At 39.3% G+C, this 21,983-nt stretch carries 22 protein-coding genes; 15 read left to right on the forward strand and 7 right to left on the reverse strand.

Annotated features, from left to right (window positions below):
* Nucleotides 1–11: 11 nt before the first annotated feature.
* Together D1367_RS15395 and D1367_RS15400 are read right to left on the reverse strand one after the other, a co-directional pair.
* A complete protein-coding gene (locus D1367_RS15395; RefSeq protein ID WP_118171481.1) occupies nt 12–794 on the reverse strand; it encodes a PP2C family serine/threonine-protein phosphatase in 783 nt (260 codons plus the stop codon).
* 152 nt (nt 795–946) lie between these two features.
* Nucleotides 947–1,621: a vWA domain-containing protein gene (locus D1367_RS15400; protein WP_118167224.1), complete on the reverse strand. Its 675-nt coding sequence runs from the start codon at nt 1,619–1,621 to the stop codon at nt 947–949.
* A gap of 733 nt (nt 1,622–2,354) precedes the next feature.
* Here D1367_RS15400 and D1367_RS15410 point away from each other — a divergent pair.
* The 12 genes from D1367_RS15410 to D1367_RS15460 all read left to right on the forward strand — a co-directional run bounded on the left by D1367_RS15410 (nt 2,355) and on the right by D1367_RS15460 (nt 15,737).
* Nucleotides 2,355–3,740, forward strand: a complete 1,386-nt coding sequence (locus D1367_RS15410) for a response regulator (protein WP_118167226.1) — start codon at nt 2,355–2,357, stop codon at nt 3,738–3,740.
* Between the two features lie 313 nt (nt 3,741–4,053).
* A complete protein-coding gene (locus tag D1367_RS15415) occupies nt 4,054–4,545 on the forward strand; it encodes a hypothetical protein (RefSeq protein ID WP_118167227.1) in 492 nt (163 codons plus the stop codon).
* Between the two features lie 733 nt (nt 4,546–5,278).
* Nucleotides 5,279–7,729 carry a phenylalanine--tRNA ligase subunit beta gene (gene pheT, locus D1367_RS15420; protein ID WP_118167228.1) on the forward strand — a complete coding sequence of 817 codons (2,451 nt, stop codon included), beginning with the start codon at nt 5,279–5,281 and terminating at the stop codon, nt 7,727–7,729.
* 440 nt (nt 7,730–8,169) lie between these two features.
* A complete protein-coding gene (locus D1367_RS32240; protein ID WP_228674861.1) occupies nt 8,170–8,337 on the forward strand; it encodes a hypothetical protein in 168 nt (55 codons plus the stop codon).
* A complete protein-coding gene (locus tag D1367_RS15425) occupies nt 8,324–9,685 on the forward strand; it encodes an AAA family ATPase (RefSeq protein ID WP_228674860.1) in 1,362 nt (453 codons plus the stop codon). Before D1367_RS32240 ends, D1367_RS15425 begins: the two co-directional genes overlap by 14 nt.
* Nucleotides 9,686–9,758: 73 nt before the next feature.
* Nucleotides 9,759–11,981, forward strand: coding sequence for a WD40 repeat domain-containing protein (locus D1367_RS15430; RefSeq protein WP_118167229.1), 2,223 nt, complete (start codon nt 9,759–9,761; stop codon nt 11,979–11,981).
* A 3-nt stretch (nt 11,982–11,984) separates the two neighbouring features.
* The gene (locus D1367_RS15435) at nt 11,985–13,085 is read left to right on the forward strand and encodes an ATP-binding protein (RefSeq protein WP_118167230.1); all 1,101 of its coding nucleotides are present in this window, start codon (nt 11,985–11,987) and stop codon (nt 13,083–13,085) included.
* 409 nt (nt 13,086–13,494) lie between these two features.
* Nucleotides 13,495–13,764, forward strand: coding sequence for a YciI family protein (locus tag D1367_RS15440; RefSeq protein WP_118167231.1), 270 nt, complete (start codon nt 13,495–13,497; stop codon nt 13,762–13,764).
* Nucleotides 13,765–13,882: 118 nt separating this feature from the next.
* A complete protein-coding gene (locus D1367_RS15445) occupies nt 13,883–14,677 on the forward strand; it encodes a Tab2/Atab2 family RNA-binding protein (protein WP_118167232.1) in 795 nt (264 codons plus the stop codon).
* A 193-nt stretch (nt 14,678–14,870) separates the two neighbouring features.
* Nucleotides 14,871–15,101 (forward strand): type II toxin-antitoxin system MazE family antitoxin, encoded by a 231-nt coding sequence (mazE, locus tag D1367_RS15450; RefSeq protein WP_118167233.1) that lies wholly within the window; start codon nt 14,871–14,873, stop codon nt 15,099–15,101.
* Entirely contained in the window at nt 15,088–15,447 is a 360-nt protein-coding gene (locus D1367_RS15455) for a type II toxin-antitoxin system PemK/MazF family toxin (protein WP_118167234.1), read from the forward strand. The genes mazE and D1367_RS15455 overlap by 14 nt, the downstream gene beginning before the upstream one ends.
* 29 nt (nt 15,448–15,476) lie before the next feature.
* Nucleotides 15,477–15,737, forward strand: coding sequence for a hypothetical protein (locus D1367_RS15460; RefSeq protein ID WP_181984847.1), 261 nt, complete (start codon nt 15,477–15,479; stop codon nt 15,735–15,737).
* On the opposite strand, the gene dcm is transcribed toward D1367_RS15460, so the two are convergent.
* The 4 genes from dcm to D1367_RS15480 all read right to left on the reverse strand — a co-directional run bounded on the left by dcm (nt 15,734) and on the right by D1367_RS15480 (nt 19,258).
* Entirely contained in the window at nt 15,734–17,056 is a 1,323-nt protein-coding gene (dcm, locus tag D1367_RS15465; RefSeq protein ID WP_118167235.1) for a DNA (cytosine-5-)-methyltransferase, read from the reverse strand. The genes D1367_RS15460 and dcm overlap by 4 nt on opposite strands.
* Nucleotides 17,057–17,129: 73 nt before the next feature.
* On the reverse strand, nt 17,130–17,267 hold the full coding sequence (locus D1367_RS33340; RefSeq protein ID WP_420819792.1) for a hypothetical protein: 138 nt from the start codon (nt 17,265–17,267) through the stop codon (nt 17,130–17,132).
* 208 nt (nt 17,268–17,475) lie between these two features.
* The gene (gene psbA, locus D1367_RS15475) at nt 17,476–18,558 is read right to left on the reverse strand and encodes a photosystem II q(b) protein (RefSeq protein WP_118167236.1); all 1,083 of its coding nucleotides are present in this window, start codon (nt 18,556–18,558) and stop codon (nt 17,476–17,478) included.
* 247 nt (nt 18,559–18,805) lie between these two features.
* Complete coding sequence (locus tag D1367_RS15480) at nt 18,806–19,258, reverse strand: Hsp20/alpha crystallin family protein (protein WP_118167237.1); 453 nt, start codon at nt 19,256–19,258, stop codon at nt 18,806–18,808.
* A gap of 759 nt (nt 19,259–20,017) precedes the next feature.
* Between D1367_RS15480 and D1367_RS15490 the strand changes: the two genes are divergently transcribed.
* The 3 genes from D1367_RS15490 to D1367_RS15495 all read left to right on the forward strand — a co-directional run bounded on the left by D1367_RS15490 (nt 20,018) and on the right by D1367_RS15495 (nt 21,652).
* Nucleotides 20,018–20,413: a hypothetical protein gene (locus D1367_RS15490; RefSeq protein ID WP_118167239.1), complete on the forward strand. Its 396-nt coding sequence runs from the start codon at nt 20,018–20,020 to the stop codon at nt 20,411–20,413.
* A 71-nt stretch (nt 20,414–20,484) separates the two neighbouring features.
* Nucleotides 20,485–20,697, forward strand: coding sequence for a hypothetical protein (locus D1367_RS30880; protein WP_152589917.1), 213 nt, complete (start codon nt 20,485–20,487; stop codon nt 20,695–20,697).
* Between the two features lie 226 nt (nt 20,698–20,923).
* A complete protein-coding gene (locus D1367_RS15495) occupies nt 20,924–21,652 on the forward strand; it encodes a hypothetical protein (protein ID WP_118167240.1) in 729 nt (242 codons plus the stop codon).
* Between the two features lie 82 nt (nt 21,653–21,734).
* Here D1367_RS15495 and D1367_RS15500 read toward each other — a convergent pair whose 3' ends face one another.
* Nucleotides 21,735–21,956: a hypothetical protein gene (locus D1367_RS15500; RefSeq protein ID WP_118167241.1), complete on the reverse strand. Its 222-nt coding sequence runs from the start codon at nt 21,954–21,956 to the stop codon at nt 21,735–21,737.
* Nucleotides 21,957–21,983 lie beyond the last annotated feature (27 nt).

The raw sequence follows: 21,983 nt of genomic DNA on the forward strand, positions 1-21,983 counted from the left end.
AAATTTTTTGCTTATGAGTTGTTGAATGCAGCTATAATGAGTGTCAAATCATCATCAGTGCGTTGCGTTATCCGCTCTGAGCGTAAAAACTTTACCAACTGCTCCTTCGCTTCTGTCTTATCCTCGGCATTAGCTACAAATTCAAATAGGGGAAAAAAGAAGGGTTTGTGAGGTTCGCCAACAACCATATTCAAAGCCAGCATTTGTAGTCCGTCGGTGATGATGCCAACATTTACTATGTCTGTGCGCCAGACTCTCATCTGCGCTGTATCTAAGGCAGTAGGTGAAGTTAAAAAAGTAGTTTCGTTGATGTATTCACCACTGTCGGGTATAGTAAGTGCGAGGAGGTTGCCCATGCTATCTTTTGCCACTGCCAAACCATCACCTATTTGCATTACAGCCACAACTTCTGGTGTAGCGAGCATCACAATTAAGGTAGTTGCTAAATCTTGAGGCTGTTTGTCACAAGTCGCCGCCTCATCCTCCACAGCTTTTTTGGCGGCTAGTATGGCATCATTTAAGAGCGATCGCACATAAGCATCATCACTCAAACTTTTCCGGGTGAGTTTAAGAGTGGAAATGTTTTCTATTGCTGTCTCCACAGCAATCATCGCTCCCACTTTCCCAAGTAATGCAGAACCCGCGCCATCTGCTGCGGCTGCCACTAAAACGTTATCTGATAATACTTGCCAGTGATGAGCATCCTGACATAACTGATTATTTTTTAAGTGACTTGTACCACATACAGACGCAGCCACAATCCGCCATTGAGCAATCTGTTTTGATATGTTCATAGATTTTTTTTCAGCAGCTAGTACCGCTTGGCGGAAGTCAAAAATCAAAAGTCAGACATGCTTTAATTTTGGGCTTTCTGGCTGTAATGAAATGGTAGGTTTATTTCCGCCGACCTATACTAGGTGTTTAAACATCAAGCTCTAATTTTTAATTAAACAGTTCCCCAACCAATCGGCGGTAGTGCTACCTGTTCATCTACCTGTGAATGAGAAACAGCCGACATACTAGTTGACAACCAAACAAACATCTCGATAAAATTTAATCCTTTCAGCTTCAGGGGGGTACGCACAGCTATTTGATTTAAACGAGTCATATTCGCATTTTCTACACCTACTGTAAAAAATGCTACGCGCTTATTTGCCTCATCTCCCTGTAGGCGCTGGGATGCTTGCTCCACCACATGCTCTAACTCGCCTTGTGGTTCTCCATCGGTAATCATGAATACCCAAGGACGATAGTAAGCAATCCCATTGGCACGATACTGAGATTTCCGCTCTTGAATTATGTCTAAAGCTTTATGAATTCCTGCACCCATTGTAGTCAATCCCTGAGCTGTCAAAATCGGCGGATTGAATTGATCGGCAGTCACAAAGTCTTGTACTACATTGATATTACTATCAAAAGTTACGATCGCCACTTCCACCCGTCTTGCGGCTAAGGAATTTTTGACTAATTCATCCTTTAAACTTAGTAAACCCTGATTTAAAGCCTCAATCGCATCTCCTTGCATCGAGCCAGATGTGTCTAGTAAAAGTACACAAGGACAACGTGGTTCTGGGTTCTCAGCAAATTCTACTACTTCATCAAGTCTTAATGTATCATCCATAACTTTTTGTGTTATGTTATAATTCAAAGCCTTCTTTTCCTTTTCTCAGAGTATATAATTACAGTCGCCAGGGCGACTTACAGAATATAGTATCTAGTGGTAGATGCTCTAACTTTTATTAAACAAATTTTTTTCATGAAGTTCTCGACATATTTAAGAAGAACTTGAGAACAGCTTAGTTTAGCAAAAAAGAGTTTATCAAAACCCAGCATTCCCTGTTGTAATGTATCTACCCAAAATTTATATCCTTTAACCCTACAGTACAATAAATACGTAAACTTTCCTAGATAACTTCTTAAAGATTTTATGTAGAAGAATCGTTCTTTTACATAAAAATAATTAACCATAATTAAGCTCATTAGCTCTAGAAGTATAGCAGTGTAACTGCAAAAACTTGGAATCAAATTTACTCTTTTAAGCAAGTGGGCATAAATAAACATCATTATTAAGGTATTCAGCCAAGAGTTGGTAACTAACATCTACTGATAGTCTAGCTATGATAGGTGTTTATGTTTATTCATACCCACCTATTTTTTTTTGAGATAGATCAATTAAGTAGAATGTGCCAAATGTAACAAACAAGTTCTAAGCCCCTATTCCTTTTAACATATATACATATTTCAAAAGGAATATTTTGTGCAGAGAGAAATATTACAAAGAAGAAAATATTTCATCGCTGATATTTTCAATTTACAAATGTTCGGTTGTTGATTCCGCAAAAAACTTGAGAAATATGAATAATTCTGGTGCATTCACCAAACTACGTCCTCTAAGTTTGTTAAGACAGTTATCCAATTGCTCCGACAGTACTTGTTTACAAGCATTAAGTAACTCAGTTTCTTGGTCGATTTACCTAGAACAGGGAAGAATAACCTACGCTACCCACTCAGTGGAACCCTTTGACCGGCTAGAACGTCATTTGCGTCGCCTCAGCCGCCAAATTCCACTGCTTACCAGTGAGGTTCGTGTTCAACTACGTCTAATGTTTGAACCTGATTCACACACTCAGTTAATCGAAGATGACAGCAATTCGAGAAGCCACCCTCCTGAATATCAGGCTATATCCTGGCTTATTAATCAACAACATCTACATTCTACACAAGCAGCAGTGCTGATTCAAGAATTAGTTCAAGAGGTGATTGAATCATTTTTGCTAATCAAAGAAGGTACTTATGAATTAGCAGAGCCACTTGAGATAATGCCAAGAATTTGCCGGCTAGAGGTAGAAAAAATTATAGAACGTTGCCAAGTAAGATTACAAAGTTGGCAAGCTTTTGTTCCCCAAATTTCTTCTCCATATCAACGTCCATATCTGTTGATTAACAGCAAATTTGAAAAGCAAGATTTACCAAAACTTCAGCCAGATTTAACTAATTGGATGAAGGGTTTCAGCCTGTGTCATCTGGCGGTAATTTTGAATCAAAATGAAATCCAACTGGCTCGCATTTTATACCCTTACATACTTGAGGGTGCGATTATCTTGCATGAAGCCGATCCACCTTATGATAAATTACCAAAGCTATTTGAGGAGCAATCGCTGATCTCAAAATTCATTCCCAAGTTAGTTGACACCAAAAAAGAACTAAATATCACCTTTAACTCTTACCAAGATATTTCTGAAGAGAATATAGCTCCTGTTCAACGATTACCAGAGATTTCTGCTCCTTCAAAAGAGAACTTTCAGGAAGCAACACTATCAAATAACATAAATCCTGCTTGCCAAACAGTAACGGCTGCTACTGTAACGGCACAAAAAGTCCACAAAATCGTTTCTGTAGATGATAGCCCCACAATTCTCAAAGAAATTAGCCGTTTCTTAGAAAATGAAAATTTTTCTGTAGTGACTATTAACGATCCAGTAAAAGCCGTTTTGTCAATTATAAGGCACAAACCGGATTTAATTTTGTTGGATTTAAACATGCTAGGAATAGACGGTTATGAGTTGTGCCGGATTATACGAAATAATTCCATATTTCAAAATACTCCTATTATCTTTGTCACTGGTAATAAAGGGGTTTTAGACAAAGTAAAAGCCAAACTAGTTGGGGCATCTGGATATCTAACCAAACCGTTTACTCGCGCTGAATTACTGAAAATAATCTTTATGCATTTGACTTAAATTAACTACTCCAATGAGTTTTTTATGCACATTACTTTGTGCGATAATCTACACATGACTCGGCGATCGCACCTAACAGCCTAACAGATAATAATTACCCAAAGTCTTGTAAAACCGTGGTAATTGCTCATCGCAAAAATCTGGGCTTGTTGAGAACAGAGAAAAAATAATGTCCCTTTTACATAATGTAATAATTGCTAAACTATCGAGTAATAATGCTAGAAAGTAAAATTAGAGTGAATCTTCAAGATAAATTAAGCAACGAATTCTTTGAAAAGCACTGATAAGAATTCTTGATTATGGAGTATAAAAAATGAAAAGTGTAGTAAGCGCAGTTATATTAACATTTCTTGGTGGAGTAAATTGTCTTCCTAGCTATGGACTTGTATCAAATATCAAACCTTCAAGAATAGAAGTCCAATCAATTGCTCAAGGTAACCATCAACAATTGATGGCTAAAGTTGGAACTAGTTTAAATACTCCATTTTATCTTAAATATGGAAAGACAGCTTATCTACCCAGTGAAAATATTGAAATCAAATTTTCAAAAGTTATCGAGGATTCTCGGTGTCCAACTAATGTAACTTGTATTTGGCAAGGGCAAGTTATTATTGAATTAGACATTATAAAAAATGATTTGCAAGTTTCAACATTAATGCTAACCCTTATCCCAGGTAGTGATTCTTTACCAATTCAATTTTTAGGTAAATATTCGGTGACATTGAGAGAGGTTTCCCCGTACCCAAAAGGACAGGCGATCGCACTCAAAGACTACATTGTTCAACTTGTTGTTAATAGAAACTAGATGACCAACCTTTGACACGCTTTTTTTCGGAAACAAAACACCCGGATTTCTCACTATCGTGGTAATTGCTCACAGCAAAAAACTAGGCTTGTTGATCTGACTTTTCACGTTATGTGGAAAAGCTAACGATTGACCTAACCCCCTAACCCCCAACACGTAGCAAGAAGGGGGAAATTCAAAGTCTCTGTCCTTAAAGGAAGAGAGAAATAGAAGAGAGGTTTTCCAGATGACCTGAATTGTCAGGCTTGTTGATAACACAATACGGTTCAGTTAAGAAAAATTGTAGGTTGGGTTAAGCAAAGCGCAACCCAACAAAGCACCAAAAATGTTGGGTTTCGTTCCTCAACCCAACCTACGCAGTTTAAGGATTTTGGCATTAACTGAACCGTATTGGTTGATAACAGAGAAAAAACAAGTCCAGATTATATCGTTATCCTGTATATCGTTCCAGGGTTTTTACAAATAATTGTTGATAATCTAAATGACTTATTGAATGATTTCCTCTCCGTTACTCAAAATTTCTACTTGAATATTTGCAACTCTTAGCACTACTATTCTTTGCGATCGCATCTCTTACATAATTAGCTCAATTTTTTGTAATATATTCTTCTGCCAATCTAACGTAGTAGGATTGTTCAAGCGAAAGGGTAAGCCTTGCGGGACGAATAGCCATTGATCGCTTCTTGCACCCTAAAATAAGAACAAAAGACGATTCCTAAAACAAGCACATTCCATGCGTATTTCTCTAAATTGGCTGCGCGAACTAGTAGAGATCAAACTTAGTCCAGAAGAATTAGCCGAAACCCTGACAATGGCGGGGTTTGAGGTAGAAGAGATTGAAGATCGCCGCACTTGGGCAAATGGCGTGGTTATCGGCAAAGTGCTTGAGCGTCAACCCCATCCCAACGCCGATAAATTAAGTGTTTGCCAAGTCGATATCGGTACAGGTGAGACTTTAAATATTGTCTGTGGCGCTGCCAATGTGAAGGCAGATATCTATGTACCAGTGGCAACTACGGGTACTTACTTACCCAACATCGATTTAAAAATTAAACCTGCAAAATTGCGTGGTGTCCCTTCTCAGGGCATGATTTGTTCTTTAAAGGAACTCGGTTTGCCCACCGATGTAGACGGAATTCATATTTTTACCCAGGAAAATTTACCATTGGGTAGTGATGTGCGGCCGTTGTTGGGTTTAGATGATGTAATTTTAGACTTGACTGCAACTGCCAATCGCGCTGATGCTCTGAGTATGGTAGGCGTAGCACGGGAAGTAGCAGCTTTAACTGGTGGAAAGTTGAGCATTCCTGAACCTGGTGAAGTCTCCATTACCAAAAGTGGCGGAAATTTAGCTTTAAAAATTGCCGATACCCAAGCTTGTCCTGCATACATCGGTACGGTAATTGAACAGGTTAAAATTGCCCCATCTCCCGAATGGTTGCAACAGCGTTTGCGGGCGGCTGGGGTACGTCCCATCAGTAATGTTGTGGATATTACTAATTACGTTTTGTTGGAATGGGGACAACCACTACACGCCTTTGATGGCGATCGCCTAAAATCTGTTGCAAGTAGCGAAAATTTAACCATCGGCGTTCGCTTCGTCAATAATGGAGAATCCCTCAAAACCCTAGATGGACAAAGTCGCACCCTATCAACCCAAAATTTGTTAATTACCGCAAACGACAGGCCTGTTGCACTGGCGGGAGTCATGGGTGGGGAAGAGACAGAAGTCCATGAAGGGACGCAAAGCCTAGTTTTAGAAGCAGCCTTATTTGATTCCGTAGCAATTCGCCGTTCTTCTCGAAGTGTTGGGTTAAGAAGTGAGGCTTCTGGCAGATATGAACGGGGAGTTAACCGCGCTGAATTGGAAATAGCTAATCGCCGCGCCTTATCCTTAATTAGCGAATTGGCTAGTGGAATTCTTGTCCAGCAGGAAATTGCCGACACCCGCCCCGATCCGTCTACCTGGAGTCATTCTATCGCCCTGCGTTTAGACCGAGTTAATCAAATATTGGGGCCGATAGATTTAGGAGAGGATACAGGTGAACTCCAAGAACAAGATGTTGAGCGCATCCTGACTGCATTGGGATGTAAGTTAACTCCTTCAAAAGAAGATACTAACCATCAACCTAAATGGTCAGTTTCTGTTCCCCCCTATCGTTACCGCGACTTAGAGCGAGAAATTGACTTAATTGAAGAAATCGCCCGCCTCTATGGTTACAACAAATTCTGTGATACTTTACCAGAAAAAGCAGAAGCTGGCTATCTGCCTTTAGATGAAGAATTGATTCGCAAATTACGAGCTTTCTTGCGGGCTGAAGGGTTGACAGAATTAATTCACTATTCTTTAGTCAAACCAGGAGAAGACAGAAATATAGTATTGTCAAACCCCTTATTTGTCGAATATTCAGCGCTGCGAACCGATTTGATATCTGGGCTGATTGATGCCTTTCAATACAATTTAGAGCAGGGTAATGGTGCCTTGAACGGTTTTGAAATCGGGCAAATTTTCTGGCAAGAAGAAGACGGTTTGCAAGAAACAGAAACCCTAGCTGGGATTGTGGGAGGCGATCGCACCCTTGGCAAATGGTCAAAAAGTGGACGCGAACAACCCATCAACTGGTTTGAAGCTAAAGGCATTTTAGAAAGTGTATTTCGGCAACTAGCCTTGCAGGTAGAATTTCAACCCGATTGCCGAGATAATCGCTTACATCCAGGGCGCACCGCTTCCCTGTGGATTCGGGGTAACAGGCTGGGTATTTTTGGACAACTCCATCCCCAATTGCGACGAGAAAAAGGTTTACCAGATTCCGTTTATGTTTTCCAGTTGGATCTAGATGTGCTATTAGAGTCTCTAGGACAAGATGAAATTCTTGTGCCAACATTCCAGCCTTATTCTACCTATCCAGCTAGCGATCGCGACATTGCCTTTTTCGCACCCGTGAAAATCTCAGTTACCGAAATTGAAAAAGTAATTACCAAAGCGGGTAAAGATTTGCTCGAAACAGTAGAATTATTTGATGAATATCGCGGCGAAAATGTCCCCGAAGGACAGAGGAGTTTAGCATTCCGCCTAGTTTATCGGGCTAGCGATCGCACTTTGACTGAGGCCGAAGTGGAACCAGTACACAATAAAGTCCGCGAAGCTTTAGTGGAAAAATTCGGCGTGAACTTGAGAAGTTAGGAGTAATTACCCCCCTTAATCCCCCCTTGTAAAGGGGGGAAACCGGAAATCAATCTAGTTCCCTCCCCTTTACAAGCGATGCCCTGAGCAAGTCGTTGGGGGGAGGGTTAGGGTGGGGTAAAACCCTGGTTAATCAGCTATTTCAGACTTGTTGACACGCCAAAATAGCAAATGCGTTCGCCGAAATAGCAAATGCGTAGGCGTAGCCCATCGCTGATAGGCTAAGATAAAGTGCTTTTTGTCAATGAGTTAAAATACTTAAAATATCCTTAATAATGATAATCGTGTATGGGTAGACGGAGAGGAGGCGATCGCATCTAATAACACTAATCCCAGTTGATTAAATAAAGTAATATTACATCCATACTACTAATCAACAGTATTAACTATATAGTTAGCTCCGATGCTACTAGTAAAAAAATAAATTTTCGGGAATAAAAATGATAGATTTTGCTGCCATTACTTCAGGAATTATTCCTCTAATTAAAAAATATGCTCCTCAAGCTGGTCAAGAGTTCATTAAACAAGCTCAAAAAAACGAAGCTGTTATCAAAATTCTCACAAAATTAGGACTCAACCCTACCCAAATTCCTGATGATTCCGTTTAAATTCGTAGAATATATCCGCCAGTTTATTGATAGTAATGGTTTAGATACTGAGATCCGCAAAGCTAACATTAATATATCAGCAGAATTAGAGGAATTTGGTAAGATTTTTATCTCTGTCGCTAAACAGAGTACATCTGCAAAATTTCTGATTCCTCCAGACGAAACTTATCCCGATTGGGATTTAGATGTTTATCCTAAAGAATTTAAAGCCTTAATGGATGACAAAAATCGTTTATTTTGTGGTCGTGATTTTGTTTTTGAGGCGATTAGAGATTTCGTTGAAAAGGAAAAAAAGGGTTATTTTACTGTGATTGGTGATGCAGGGATGGGTAAAAGTGCGATCGCTGCTCAATACGTTTTACGTTATAAATGCCCTTGTTATTTTAATGTTTTCACAGAAGGACGCAACAAACCAGAAAAGTTTTTAGCCAGTATTCGTCAACAATTAATTAAGCGTTATTCCCTACAAAACGCAGAAACGGATAATTTACAAACTTTATTACAAAAAACCAGTGAAGAACTAAAAGGACAAAAACTTGTCATTGTTGTTGATGCACTGGATGAAGTAAAACAAAAAGAAAATAGTAATCTATTAGATTTACCACAAATTCTTCCCGATGGAATCTATTTTTTGCTGACTAGAAGACCTTATAACCAAAAAACAAAACGTTTAAATTTGTCTCCAGAAACTCATAGCGATGAGTTAGATTTAAGAATACATAAATATCAAATATTAAGTCAGGAAGATGTAAAAGAATATCTGCAATTGTTTTTGGAAAATGATAAAAATGATAAAAATAAGTTGAGTAATTGGCTTGAAGAGCGCAAGATTTATGATGATATTTTCATTCAAGAGGTAGTTGTAAAAAGTGAAAATAATTTCATGTATTTGCGTTATGTATTGCCAGCAATTGCTAATGGTGAATACGATGATTTGAAGTTAAGTGACTTTCCAAAAGGTCTTACGGATTATTATAATAGTCATTGGGACAGAATGAAAATGAAAGATAAAAACAAAGAAATTGAGGTATTTGTTTTATTTATACTAATGCAGAGTAATACATCTCCTACCTGCAAAATAATTACTGAGATTATTAAGAAAAAAGAAGAATTTAAAGAAGTTGAAGAGTTGGAAGTAGAAAGGATTTTAGCTGGATGGTGTGAGTATTTAAAAGAACAGAAAATAGAAGAAGAAGTTTGCTACAGCATCTTTCATGCTAGTTTTTTAGACTTTTTACGAAAAAAAGTAGAACTTAAAGAAAATAGAAAAATATTTGAAGATATTAAAAAAAATATGAATATATTTTTATATCGTAATGATGAGATTAATAAGATCCTAAATTCGTGAATCTAAGTAATTTTGATCATCTTTACTCACTAATTTACTAGAGACTATAAATGTAGGATGGCTAAATAAATATATGGGTAAATTTGCTGATCGTAACAAAGAAAGTCCTGCAAAACTAAAAGCGTTTCTAGGGAATCTAGAAACTCTTGTTTCCGAAGATAGAAAACAGTATTATGAAATATTGACTAAGTTTGATTTTTTAGAAGATAAAATTAATCATTATAACTTTGGAGTAGAAGCCCTAATTAGAGATTATTTCTTAATTGAAGATTTGGAAATATTAAATAATTTAGAAGCAAATGAAAAACTAGACTCCGAAAAAGTCAAAATCCTGAAATTAATTCAACGTGCGCTAGAATTATCAGCCCATGTTTTGAATCAAGACCCCAATCAATTAATAGGACAATTATGGGGAAGATTGCAGAGTTTTCCCCAGCTAGAAATTCAGAAAATTTTGGCAGATGCAGTACAAAGTAAAAGTGAAACTCCTAGATTTCGCCCCATTACAGCCAGCTTAACCACTCCGGGCGGAAACCTACTGCGTACCTTGACTGGTCATAACTCCTTCGTATTAGCAGTAGCGATCGCCCCAGATGGAAAAACAGCCGTTTCTGGTTCTGATGACAACACCCTGAAACTGTGGAATCTAGAGACAGGTAAGGAAATCTCTACCCTGACTGGTCATAACGACTCGGTAACAGCAGTAGCGATCGCCCCAGATGGAAAAACAGCCGTTTCTGGTTCAGATGACAACACCCTGAAACTGTGGAATCTAGAGACAGGTAAGGAAATCTCTACCCTGACTGGTCATAACGGCTGGGTAAGAGCAGTAGCGATCGCCCCAGATGGAAAAACAGCCGTTTCTGGTTCAGATGACAAGACCCTGAAACTGTGGAATCTAGAGACAGGAAAGGAAATCTCTACCCTGACTGGTCATAACGACTGGGTAAGAGCAGTAGCGATCGCCCCAGATGGAAAAACAGCCGTTTCTGGTTCAGATGACAAGACCCTGAAACTGTGGAATCTAGAGACAGGTAAGGAAATCTCTACCCTGACTGGTCATAACGACTCGGTAAGAGCAGTAGCGATCGCCGCAGATGGAAAAACAGCCGTTTCTGGTTCAGATGACAAGACCCTGAAACTGTGGAATCTAGAGACAGGTAAGGAAATCTCTACCCTGACTGGTCATAACGGCTATGTATTAGCAGTAGCGATCGCCGCAGATGGAAAAACAGCCGTTTCTGGTTCAAATGACAAGACCCTGAAACTGTGGAATCTAGAGACAGGAAAGGAAATCTCTACCCTGACTGGTCATAACGACTCGGTAAGTGCAGTAGCGATCGCCGCAGATGGAAAAACAGCCGTTTCTGGTTCAAATGACAAGACCCTGAAACTGTGGAATCTAGAGACAGGTAAGGAAATCTCTACCCTGACTGGTCATAACGACTGGGTAAGAGCAGTAGCGATCGCCCCAGATGGAAAAACAGCCGTTTCTGGTTCAATTGACAAGACCCTGAAACTGTGGAATCTAGAGACAGGTAAGGAAATCTCTACCCTGACTGGTCATAACGGCTGGGTAAGAGCAGTAGCGATCGCCCCAGATGGAAAAACAGCCGTTTCTGGTTCAATTGACAACACCCTGAAACTGTGGAATCTAGAGACAGGTAAGGAAATCTCTACCCTGACTGGTCATAACGGCTGGGTAAGAGCAGTAGCGATCGCCCCAGATGGAAAAACAGCCGTTTCTGGTTCAGATGACAAGACCCTGAAACTGTGGAATCTAGAGACAGGTAAGGAAATCTCTACCCTGACTGGTCATAACGACTCGGTAACAGCAGTAGCGATCGCCCCAGATGGAAAAACAGCCGTTTCTGGTTCAAATGACAAGACCCTGAAACTGTGGAATCTAGAGACAGGTAAGGAAATCTCTACCCTGACTGGTCATAACGACTCGGTAACAGCAGTAGCGATCGCCCCAGATGGAAAAACAGCCGTTTCTGGTTCAAATGACAAGACCCTGAAACTGTGGAATCTAGAGACAGGTAAGGAAATCTCTACCCTGACTGGTCATAACGGCTATGTATTAGCAGTAGCGATCGCCGCAGATGGAAAAACAGCCGTTTCTGGTTCTTATGACAACACTGTGAAAGTGTGGGATTTGCAGACAGGTAAGGAAATCTCTACTTTTATTGGTGATAGTCCTATATATTGCTGTGCAGTTTCTCCAGATGGATTGACAATTATAGCAGGAGACAGTTCAGGGCGTGTTCATTTACTCCATTTAGAAGGGGGTTAAAAAATGAAACCGATTGCTGAAAATCCGATCAATATCCCCAGATATCCCCTAGAATTTCAGCAAATCATTACCGCTAAAAATCAAAACTTTGTCGGTCGTGAATTTGTCTTTGCTGCTATCAACAAATTTCTCAATCAATCTGACCGGGGCTACTTTACTATTATCGGCGCTCCTGGTATTGGTAAAAGTGCCATTCTTGCCCATTATGTCAGTCAAAATCCGGGAGTTGTTTATTACAATGTCGAAATTCCAGGTAAAAATCGCGTTGAGGAATTTCTGACAACAATTTGCACTCAATTAATAGAAATCGCCCAAAATCAAGGTATTAAAAATCTCACCGCTAACTTTTCTAACTCTACCACAGAAGACAGTGGTTTTTTATCATTATTACTACAAAAAATCAGCGATAGATTGCATCCAAAACAACGTTTAATCATTACTATAGATGGCTGCGATAGGATTGATATCAACAATCAACCACGCGGCTCAAATATTTTCTATTTACCCCGTTATCTACCTGAGAAAGTTTATTTTATCCTTAGTCGTCGTCCTTTTTTGGCAGATAAATCAGGATTATTAATTGAAACACCAGCCCAATCTTTAGATTTATCAAATTACCCTGAACAAAATCGCGCTGATATCCAAGAATATATTAAAACTTATTTAAATGAATCATCTCATTCTGAGCCTATTGTTAGCGAAGAGAAGAATCGCGGAGACTTTTCGCTCAACATGACAGAGCAAGGTTTTGATGATGAAACGAATTTTATGTATGTTAAAGAAATTTTAGCAGATATTACTGAGGATATTTACCCCCAAAATTTACAGATATATTACCAAAATCATTTAGAAAAAATGAATTTAGCCACCAGTAAACAGCAACCAATAGCTTTGCAGGTGTTAAATATCTTAGTTCAAGAGCAACCAATATCAATAGAAGCGATCGCCGAAATATTAGATACAGATGAATATGAAATCAAGGTAATTTTAGACAAGTGGCGAGAGTTTTTACATTTAGAATCAATAGCAGCAGAAATCCACTATAGTATTTATCATGCTAGTTTTCGTAATTGGTTGAGGCAACAAATTGAGTCTAGCTCTTGAGTTAAAAGGGCGGTTAGAGGATGTTTGAAAAGTCCTCTTATCGGTATCAAAAGTTTTAGATCCCCCTAAATCCCCCGATAAATTGGGGGACTTTGATTCCGGTTCCCCCCTTTTTAAGGCTACCGTGTATACACAAGTCAAATTACCCCCCTTAATCCCCCCTTGTAAAGGGGGGAAACCGGAAAATCTTGTTCCCTCCCCTTTACAAGGGGAGGGTTAGGGTGGGGTAAAACTGACGTGAAAACCAAGTGAGATAAACTATTTCAGACTTGTGTATACACGGTAGCTTTTTAAGGGGGGTTAGGGGGGATCTCAAGGTGCCTAAAGTCACAGGGAAAAACTTGTTCATTCAACCTCTTAGAAACCGCCAGAGCAATATTTTATTAACCAGTAGGAGTAACAAGCAATTATGACTAAATATGTACTCTGGGGAACTTACTGTGAAGACGTTCTAGAAAAACGCACCCCTCACCGTCAAGCTCATTTAGACGGATTAGCAAAACAAAAAGAATCCGGTGTGCTGATTACCATTGGCCCCACCAAAGATGTCACAAAAGTTTTTGGAATTTACGAAGCCGAAGACGAAGCCACTGTGCGCCAGTTAATCGAAAATGATCCCTACTGGAAAAATGGCATTTGGACTGAGTATTCTGTTAAAGAATGGATTCAGGCTTTTTGAATTAGTCATTAGTCATTAGTCATTGGGCATGGGATGGGGAATGGCGTATTGGTTATTTCTCCCTCATCCCCCTCATCTCCCTCATCTCCCTCATCTCCCTCATCCCACTCCCCACACTATGAAAATTTGGCAGGTTGATTTTTATCGTCGTCCCTTACAAGATGCATCTGGACAAGTTTTATGGGAGTTGTTGATTTGTGACGCAAGTCGTAGCTTTGAGTATGAAGCCACCTGTCTCCAGTCAGCAGCAAATTCTAATTGGGTTACTACTCAACTTGAGCTAGCTGCTGGTGAAAAATTACCAGATGTGATCCAGGTGTTTCGTCCGCAGTCACTAAGTTTAATTGAAGCGGCTGGACGCAATTTAAGTATAAATGTCGAACCTACCCGCCACACTTTGGCGTTAAAGCAGTGGTTACAAGAAAAGCAATATCCCTCAACGCTGGATAAACCACCCCCAGCACCATTGCCAGAAAACCTTTGGGGAGAACAATGGCGTTTTGCAAGTTTAGCTGCTAGTGATGTAGAAACGAGTTTTAGCGATCGCCCCATTCCCATTTTGCACATCCCAGAACATTGCAAACCCATCAATTTGGGTTTAGCTTCAACAGTGCCCGTCCCCGGTGTAGTAATTTATGGTGGACGGCAATCGATGCGCCTAGCGCGGTGGTTACAGCAAGCCCGTCCCGTAGGCTTGAATTACATATCTGGCGCACCAGACGGTTTAATATTAGAGGCTGGCTTGGTAGATAGATGGATTGTTGCCACATTTGAAGATCCAGAAGTTACAACAGCAGCCCAAGCATTTGAACAACGAAAAAAGCATTGCCGAGGATTGCATTTTTTGTTAGTTCAACCCGATGATTCCGGGATGACTTATAGCGGCTTTTGGTTGTTGCGGGCAGAAGATTGATATTGATTGCCAAAAATATTTGTCCGCTTAATGTCTATAGCTAAAAAAATAGACTAAAGCGATGTCTGACTGCAAGGCACTACGTGTCTACGCTTTACTGTAATTTGCCTATATAGGTTAGGTGTATAGGTTTAGCAAATTTTAGTATGATGATAAAATCATACTAAATAGTAATACTAAAAATTAATTATAGATGCTCAAAGTCACAATTACCTTAGAAGAAGACATTCTGCGATTTGTAGATCAGTATGCACAGGGAAATCGTAGTGCATACATTAATACACTGCTGGCAGAACACCGCCGCCAAATTTTGGCAGCAGAAATGATTGCAGCCCTCAAGCAGGATGCCGAAGATCCAGAATATCAAGTTGAAATTGCTGCCTGGGATAGCGTTGCTGGAGATGGCATAAATGCCAGGGAATAATTTAACTTATCGGCGAGGAGAAATACGTTGGGTTAATCTTGATCCAACAGTGGGGGCTGAAGCAAAAAAAATCCGCGCTTGTTTGATTGTGCAAAATGACATCATGAATCAGTGTGGGTTGCTGACAATTGTTATGCCATTTCGACCTGGAAGTAAACAAGCCCCCTACGTTGTGAATGTCAAAGCAACACCAAATAATGGACTAGACCAAGACCGTTTTATTGATGTTGGGCAAATTCGTGCTGTTGACCATAGTCGTATTTTGGGTTTGGTGGGTGTGCTGGAGTCAGAATACTGGGAACTTATTCGTACAGCTTTAAATGTAGTTCTGGGATTTGTGGTTTAGAGGTGTTAGGGAATAAAAATAGTTCTATTATGACAAAAAGCTCATGGGGAGAATGCTTCAAAAGACAATGGAATGATATTGAAGTAGCAGCAAAAGAAGTGGGATGTGAGGATCGCCTTCATATTTGGCCTGACCCTGAACTAAAAGGGTATGTTGAGGAAGCGAAGATAGCGCATTGGTTATATAAGCCAACAGTAGAAAAGTGGAACAGCCTGACAGCATCAGAATCCAAAGCGAAATTTATTCAGTCTGTTCTTAATAAATCTCAAACAGCTATTACTACAAGTTAAGGAACATAATTCAAAGATTTAGCAAGTGTAAGCTTAGATTTAACTCTTCTTTCTTGAGTAGAATATAAGGTTTTTGTAATCACTTCCTGAGCTACAGCTTTGACAACATTAATACTCACAGAATTTCCTAGTTGATGGTAAGCCTTATCGTCATTGGGATGAAGTATAAAACTATCAGGAAAACCTTGCAGCCTTGCAGCTTCTCGCGGAGTTAGTCGCCGCACTCTCTGATTGTGATAAACTCCCAATCTATTAGCATCACTAGCAACTAACGTTACCGAAATCTTATTTGGATCTACAAACTTATAAACTTCAAATGAAAAGTTACCCGACAGAGGTTTATATTTATCATTAATAAGTTTTAGATATTTTTTTGTCACTAGTGAATTCAAAATATCGCCTAAATTGGAATGTTCAAAAAAGCTAGCTATTTGCTCTTGAGTTAATAATTTTCCATCTTGTTCTTGCCCAAATTGTTTATTTCGTCTCTTTAATATGAAACGGTTCATCAGTTCAATTTCCTCGGCACTACACTCACCACGCAATCCTAAATCCCAGGAATGAATAGAGTTTCCACCCCGATAATCAATCAGCCTTATCCCATGTAAGCGATTTAAATCATTATTAAATATTCGTTTCAACGCATTGACAAACCTTGATGAACAATCATATTTTTCATCTGGATTACTTTCCAAAATATCAGCGACAGTTACAGATTTTTTTGGTGGGTAAAACAAAGATAACTGCTGAGGATTATATGAATGCGAGTCTTTAGGCCCCACGTCAGAAATCAATTCAAAAGTGGGAGAAGCATCTAAAATTCCTACCAAATAAATGCGGACACGGTTTTGCGGTAAGCTAAAGTTTGCACTGTTGAGTAAAAAAGCATGAAAACTATAACCTCTTTTTTGAATTTCATGCTTAATTGTTGCTAAAGTTCGTCCTTGATCATGACTATAAAGCCCTCGGACATTTTCAAAAATAAAAGCTTGTGGTTTATAGGTATCAAGTAATCTTGTTATCTCAAAAAATAGCGTACCTCGTATATCGACAAACCCTTCTTTTTTGCCAGCATGAGAAAAAGACTGACAAGGAAATCCAGCTAATAAAAATTCATGTTCTGGTAGTTGATCAATTAATCGAATGTCACCTAATGCTTTTTGACCAAAGTTTTTTTCATAAACTAATTGAGCATCTGTATTGATTTCGCTGCTTAAAACGCATTCACTTTCTATATTTAAAGAATCAGCCGCCTGTTCAAAGGCTAATCTAATACCCCCTATTCCTGAAAATAAATCTACAAACCGAATTTTATCCATAGATACTAAGTTAGCTTTATCCCGAATTTTAATATATTACGTAGCTTTACTTGTTTTTACAAAAAATATTCTTTTAAAAAACTACAAAGCACCTCAAGCTCTTTAATAGAAAAGTTTCAATTTGCTCAAAGCGAGATTTAGCTTGTCCTGCCTTACGTTCGATCACACTATTTGTAGTTACCTGAAAGCTGACTTCTATTCCTACTTGCATGTGCGATCGCAAAATATAATATTATCTTCTTTCTTAACAAACTTCGGCGGGTTTAAGTCCCCGGCTTCTAACAAGCCGCAAGTATGTTAGGCGGGGTCTAAATCCCCGTTACAAAACTGTACTTCCGAGTTCTTTAATATTCTTGTTGATACTAAAAAGCGCCCTCCCAGATTGGGAGAGCGCTTTAAGATTTAGTTAGAGCTTAGAATTAACCGTTGATAGCAGGAGCAGTTAGAGCAACAGGAGCAACATCACCAGCAGCCAAATCTAAGGGGAAGTTGTGAGCATTGCGCTCGTGCATCACTTCCATACCCAGGTTAGCCCGGTTGATTACATCAGCCCAAGTGCTGATGACGCGACCGCTTGAATCAATGATGGATTGGTTGAAGTTGAAACCGTTCAAGTTGAACGCCATTGTGCTTACACCCAAGGCGGTGAACCAGATGCCGATTACAGGCCATGCTGCTAAGAAGAAGTGCAGTGAACGGCTGTTGTTGAATGAAGCGTATTGGAAGATTAGACGACCGAAGTAGCCGTGGGCTGCAACGATGTTGTAGGTTTCTTCTTCTTGACCGAATTTGTAACCGTAGTTTTGAGATTCAGTCTCGGTTGTTTCACGAACTAGTGAAGAAGTTACAAGAGAACCGTGCATTGCAGAGAACAAACTTCCACCGAATACACCTGCTACACCTAATTGGTGGAAGGGGTGCATCAAGATGTTGTGTTCTGCTTGGAACACAATCATGAAGTTGAAGGTTCCAGAAATACCTAAGGGCATACCATCAGAGAATGATCCTTGTCCGATGGGGTATACCAAGAATACTGCACTTGCTGCTGCGACTGGAGCAGAATATGCGATCGCAATCCAAGGACGCATACCTAAGCGGTAGGATAGTTCCCATTCACGACCTAAGTAGCAGAATACGCCGATCAAGAAGTGGAATATTACCAATTGGTAAGGGCCACCGTTGTAGAGCCACTCATCAAGGGATGCTGCTTCCCAAATTGGGTAGAAGTGCAAGCCGATGGCGTTGGAGGAAGGTACTACTGCACCGGAGATGATGTTGTTTCCGTAGATTAAGGAACCTGCAACAGGTTCACGGATGCCATCAATGTCTACTGGAGGTGCGGCGATGAAGGCGATTACGAAGCAAGCGGTAGCGGCTAAGAGGGTGGGGATCATTACTACGCCGAACCAACCGATGTAAATACGGTTGTTGGTGCTGGTGATCCACTCACAGAATCGATCCCATACGTTGGCGCTTGAGCGCTGTTGTAAGGTTGCTGTCATGGTTTTATAAGTGCGATTAGTTATTTATGAATCAGGCGGTTTTGTTTTTGCCTGTGAATGTACTTTACAATGCTTTACAAAATTTAATCAAGTTTTATTACTTCAGCAAAGCTGATATCAACTATTAGCTTTACTTATTACGCGCCTATTGCAGACAATTGTGACAAAAAAGCCTGGTCACTCGCGTAACCAAGCTCTTAGCTATCTCAATCAAGCAAAGGAGGTAGAGCCGCCTGAACGCAACCTATTAGTTAGCAGGTTGTTCCAAATTAACTTTGACAACTTTATTCTTTTCTTGCTCAGTTTTAGGCAGTATCAGATTCAATATGCCGTCTTTATAATCTGCCTTAACGTTAGTATTTTGAATCCGAGCAGATAGAGGAATTACGCGTTCAAATTTACCGTAATGAAACTCACTTTTGGTAACGCCTTTTTCTTCAGTTTTAGTTTCAGACTTCCGCTCACCGCTAACGTAAACAGCATTTTCTGTGACTTGCACATCCAGGTCTTTAGCTTCTATTCCTGGCAGTTCTAGCTTCAGATGAATAGCATTTTCGGTTTCTTGTATTTCAGCAGCAGGAACTTTGCTCAAGCCTCCGTCCAAGAATGCAGATGCTACTCTGGTGTCTTCAAATATATTATTGAGTTGACGTTGTAGAGTGTCAATTTCTCTCCAAGGGTTCCAACGAACTAGTGTCATAACTCTTCCTCGCATCAATTAGCTTTTGTTGAATCAGTTTTGCACTTCAATTGGTGCTTACATATTTATATTATGTAAAGTTAAACCTGCTGTAAATTCGGTTATTACCACCAAGTAATTGATAATTACCGTCCCAAGTTAGACATAAAAAAAGTTACGGTTTACTCTAATTTGTATGTTCGGTAAATCCGAATATACAAATAGATTGAATCATAGTGAACCAATAAATCTGCTATTGAAGGATATAGTACAGAAATGCGATGCCTGGGTTGGGCTACCCCCAATACCGTTTTGACTTTTCACGGTATCTGGAAACCTCTCTTCTATTTCTCTCTTCCTTTAAGGAGAGAGACTTTGAATTTTCCCCCAACGCTAGCTCTTAAGGGGGTTAGGGGGTTAGGTCAATGGTTAGCTTTTCCACATGACGTGAAAAGTCAGCAATACCGTTCGGTTAAGGAATTTCTTGGTTGAGGCAGTTCGGGAAGAGAAGCTGTTATTGAGAGAAGAATTACTCGTACAAATTCTGTTGCTGCATAAATTTTTAGATTGCCTCAGTTAAATATATATCTGTTCAAGTTTGTCTTGAACTTTGCTCTCGATTTATTTTTTCAGTTCTTGCGCTCAATTAGCTCACCCGAATGGGTGAGGAATAAACCAACCGCTCAGGTTACCTGAGTGCAGGAAGTTGAGACTGATAAAAAATAAGACTCTATTACTCAATAACACTAATTGCACTTTACTCTAACTAAGGATAATCCTATGAAATTTTCCACCTTGATTGATTCTGTACTGATTGTTACTTCTATTGCTTTATTACCTGGAATCAATGGCGCTCAAACAGCTATTAACAATAGTGGCGAACCTATAGCTATCAACTCTAACAATTTATTCACTCATGCTACCAACGTCAGCTACCTCAAACCCTTTGATGCTGCATTTCTAGCTTATCAAGGTCACCTGAAAGCACAAGGTATTCCTAGTGGTAGTGCTTTGGTTTCTCAATACCAAACAGGAAGCCTGACTGCACTAGATGTGGTTAAAGCTGCTGTCAACGCTAAAAAGTTACCAGTACAAGCTTTGAATGATATAGATTACCTAAACGCTGTCGAGTCACAGATGACATCATTAGGTAATACCAGCAACTTATCTTACTAACTACATAATTGCAGAGGTTCTTAACGGATTTATGAAATGCTGTACTATCATCTCGTTGCTTTGATCAGAAAATGCTTCACAAAGAAGGAAAAGCTGCTTCCCCTAACCACCATCCCATTACCAAAAATTACTTTAACCCCTTCAACCTTGGAGGGGTTTTTAGTTGGTGCTACGCTTGCTCTAGTGTCGTCCAACGCACCTTTTCATATTTAACGCGATCGCCCCTTGCCCCGCTTCGCAAAGTGCGTTCAAGCCTAGCGTTTATTTCTGGAACGCTTGTATAGCAATAGTTTTATCACGAACCATTCGATTACCCTGTGCGTAGGCGTAGCTCGCTGAAAACATCGCTTCTACAGTCATACACAATATCACACGCCTGGAAAAAAGGGCGGGGTAATAAATAATTATTTACTGTTCTATCAAATTAACGTTGTTAAATTACTCAGCAGGTGTAGTTCTCACCTCCAGGCTGTGTTAGATATTGTGACGTGAAATAGGAGTATAGATACGTTGCGAAAGCTTTCTCCAGAATCTCCTCTATTTATTGTCTTAATCATTATTACTTTTCTAGTAGTAACTTTGTCAACTTGGTTATCATCTAAACCATTTGTTTTAAAACCATTTGGGGTTAATGATATTATCCAGCTACTCACATTACTCTTATTTATTTCTTTATTGCTAGAGCGTTCTTTAGAAGTTTTTATAACTACTTGGCGTGGCCCATTCGTCGAGCAATTAGATATTAGTATTCAGCAAGAAAAGGCTCTAATGTCTGAGAAGATAAGACTTATGGAAGGACAACAGAACCAATTTCCGAATTTAGAATCCAATCAAATCAGTGGACTCCCACCTGAAGGAATGAGTTTAGAGCAGCAAATAATCCAAAATTTTACACAAAACCAACAAGACTCATTAAAAATTTTCCAGCCACAAATTAATGATATAAATGAAAAAGAGCGCCAAAAAACAGCATACAAATCTGATACACGAATAATTGCTTTATGGACATCGCTTTTATTCGGTCTTTTAATGAGCGCAATAGGTATTCGCTCAATCGAGCCACTTGTAGTTATTGATTTAGATAATCCAATACAAGTAGTTATTTTACGTTGTTTAGATGCATTGTTGACAGGAGGCTTAATTGCAGGAGGTAGTGAGGGAATTCATAAACTCATAAAAGTTTTTATCGATTTTATGGAAGCTACATCTAAACAAATCAAAAATCAGGGTTCATCTTGATTAAATAAAACATGTTTTCTACCAAATATTGCAAATACCATAAAAATCAAAGTAATATCTATTCTAAATAAATCGTGTCATCTTACCATAGATAATCTTTAATATATACAAAACTTTTGTTTAAATGGCTTAATAAATCTAAAATATCTTCATACCTAACAATTAAAACTTGCCTTGGACTTATAGGATCGGCATTAATATCTCCTTCTATACCATGCCCTAATTTTAAATTTAATGTTTTAAGCTCTACCATCGCAGAACCTGTTTTTAGCTTGGTGAAAAGATGCGTTATTGAGAGTGCCATATTAATTCTGCGGCGCGATCAATTTAA

Source organism: Nostoc sphaeroides (assembly GCF_003443655.1).
Taxonomy (GTDB): Bacteria; Cyanobacteriota; Cyanobacteriia; order Cyanobacteriales; family Nostocaceae; genus Nostoc; species Nostoc sphaeroides.

Excerpts from the sequence above, each read along its gene's own strand:
- D1367_RS15395 (WP_118171481.1), bottom strand. The coding sequence starts at position 794 with ATGAACATATCAAAACAGATTGCTCAATGGCGGATTGTGGCTGCGTCT.
- D1367_RS15400 (WP_118167224.1), bottom strand. The coding sequence starts at position 1,621 with ATGGATGATACATTAAGACTTGATGAAGTAGTAGAATTTGCTGAGAAC.
- D1367_RS15410 (WP_118167226.1), top strand. The coding sequence starts at position 2,355 with ATGAATAATTCTGGTGCATTCACCAAACTACGTCCTCTAAGTTTGTTA.
- D1367_RS15415 (WP_118167227.1), top strand. The coding sequence starts at position 4,054 with ATGAAAAGTGTAGTAAGCGCAGTTATATTAACATTTCTTGGTGGAGTA.
- pheT (WP_118167228.1), top strand. The coding sequence starts at position 5,279 with ATGCGTATTTCTCTAAATTGGCTGCGCGAACTAGTAGAGATCAAACTT.
- D1367_RS32240 (WP_228674861.1), top strand. The coding sequence starts at position 8,170 with ATGATAGATTTTGCTGCCATTACTTCAGGAATTATTCCTCTAATTAAA.
- D1367_RS15425 (WP_228674860.1), top strand. The coding sequence starts at position 8,324 with ATGATTCCGTTTAAATTCGTAGAATATATCCGCCAGTTTATTGATAGT.
- D1367_RS15430 (WP_118167229.1), top strand. The coding sequence starts at position 9,759 with ATGGGTAAATTTGCTGATCGTAACAAAGAAAGTCCTGCAAAACTAAAA.
- D1367_RS15435 (WP_118167230.1), top strand. The coding sequence starts at position 11,985 with ATGAAACCGATTGCTGAAAATCCGATCAATATCCCCAGATATCCCCTA.
- D1367_RS15440 (WP_118167231.1), top strand. The coding sequence starts at position 13,495 with ATGACTAAATATGTACTCTGGGGAACTTACTGTGAAGACGTTCTAGAA.
- D1367_RS15445 (WP_118167232.1), top strand. The coding sequence starts at position 13,883 with ATGAAAATTTGGCAGGTTGATTTTTATCGTCGTCCCTTACAAGATGCA.
- mazE (WP_118167233.1), top strand. The coding sequence starts at position 14,871 with ATGCTCAAAGTCACAATTACCTTAGAAGAAGACATTCTGCGATTTGTA.
- D1367_RS15455 (WP_118167234.1), top strand. The coding sequence starts at position 15,088 with ATGCCAGGGAATAATTTAACTTATCGGCGAGGAGAAATACGTTGGGTT.
- D1367_RS15460 (WP_181984847.1), top strand. The coding sequence starts at position 15,477 with ATGACAAAAAGCTCATGGGGAGAATGCTTCAAAAGACAATGGAATGAT.
- dcm (WP_118167235.1), bottom strand. The coding sequence starts at position 17,056 with ATGGATAAAATTCGGTTTGTAGATTTATTTTCAGGAATAGGGGGTATT.
- D1367_RS33340 (WP_420819792.1), bottom strand. The coding sequence starts at position 17,267 with ATGCAAGTAGGAATAGAAGTCAGCTTTCAGGTAACTACAAATAGTGTG.
- psbA (WP_118167236.1), bottom strand. The coding sequence starts at position 18,558 with ATGACAGCAACCTTACAACAGCGCTCAAGCGCCAACGTATGGGATCGA.
- D1367_RS15480 (WP_118167237.1), bottom strand. The coding sequence starts at position 19,258 with ATGACACTAGTTCGTTGGAACCCTTGGAGAGAAATTGACACTCTACAA.
- D1367_RS15490 (WP_118167239.1), top strand. The coding sequence starts at position 20,018 with ATGAAATTTTCCACCTTGATTGATTCTGTACTGATTGTTACTTCTATT.
- D1367_RS30880 (WP_152589917.1), top strand. The coding sequence starts at position 20,485 with ATGCTTCACAAAGAAGGAAAAGCTGCTTCCCCTAACCACCATCCCATT.
- D1367_RS15500 (WP_118167241.1), bottom strand. The coding sequence starts at position 21,956 with ATGGCACTCTCAATAACGCATCTTTTCACCAAGCTAAAAACAGGTTCT.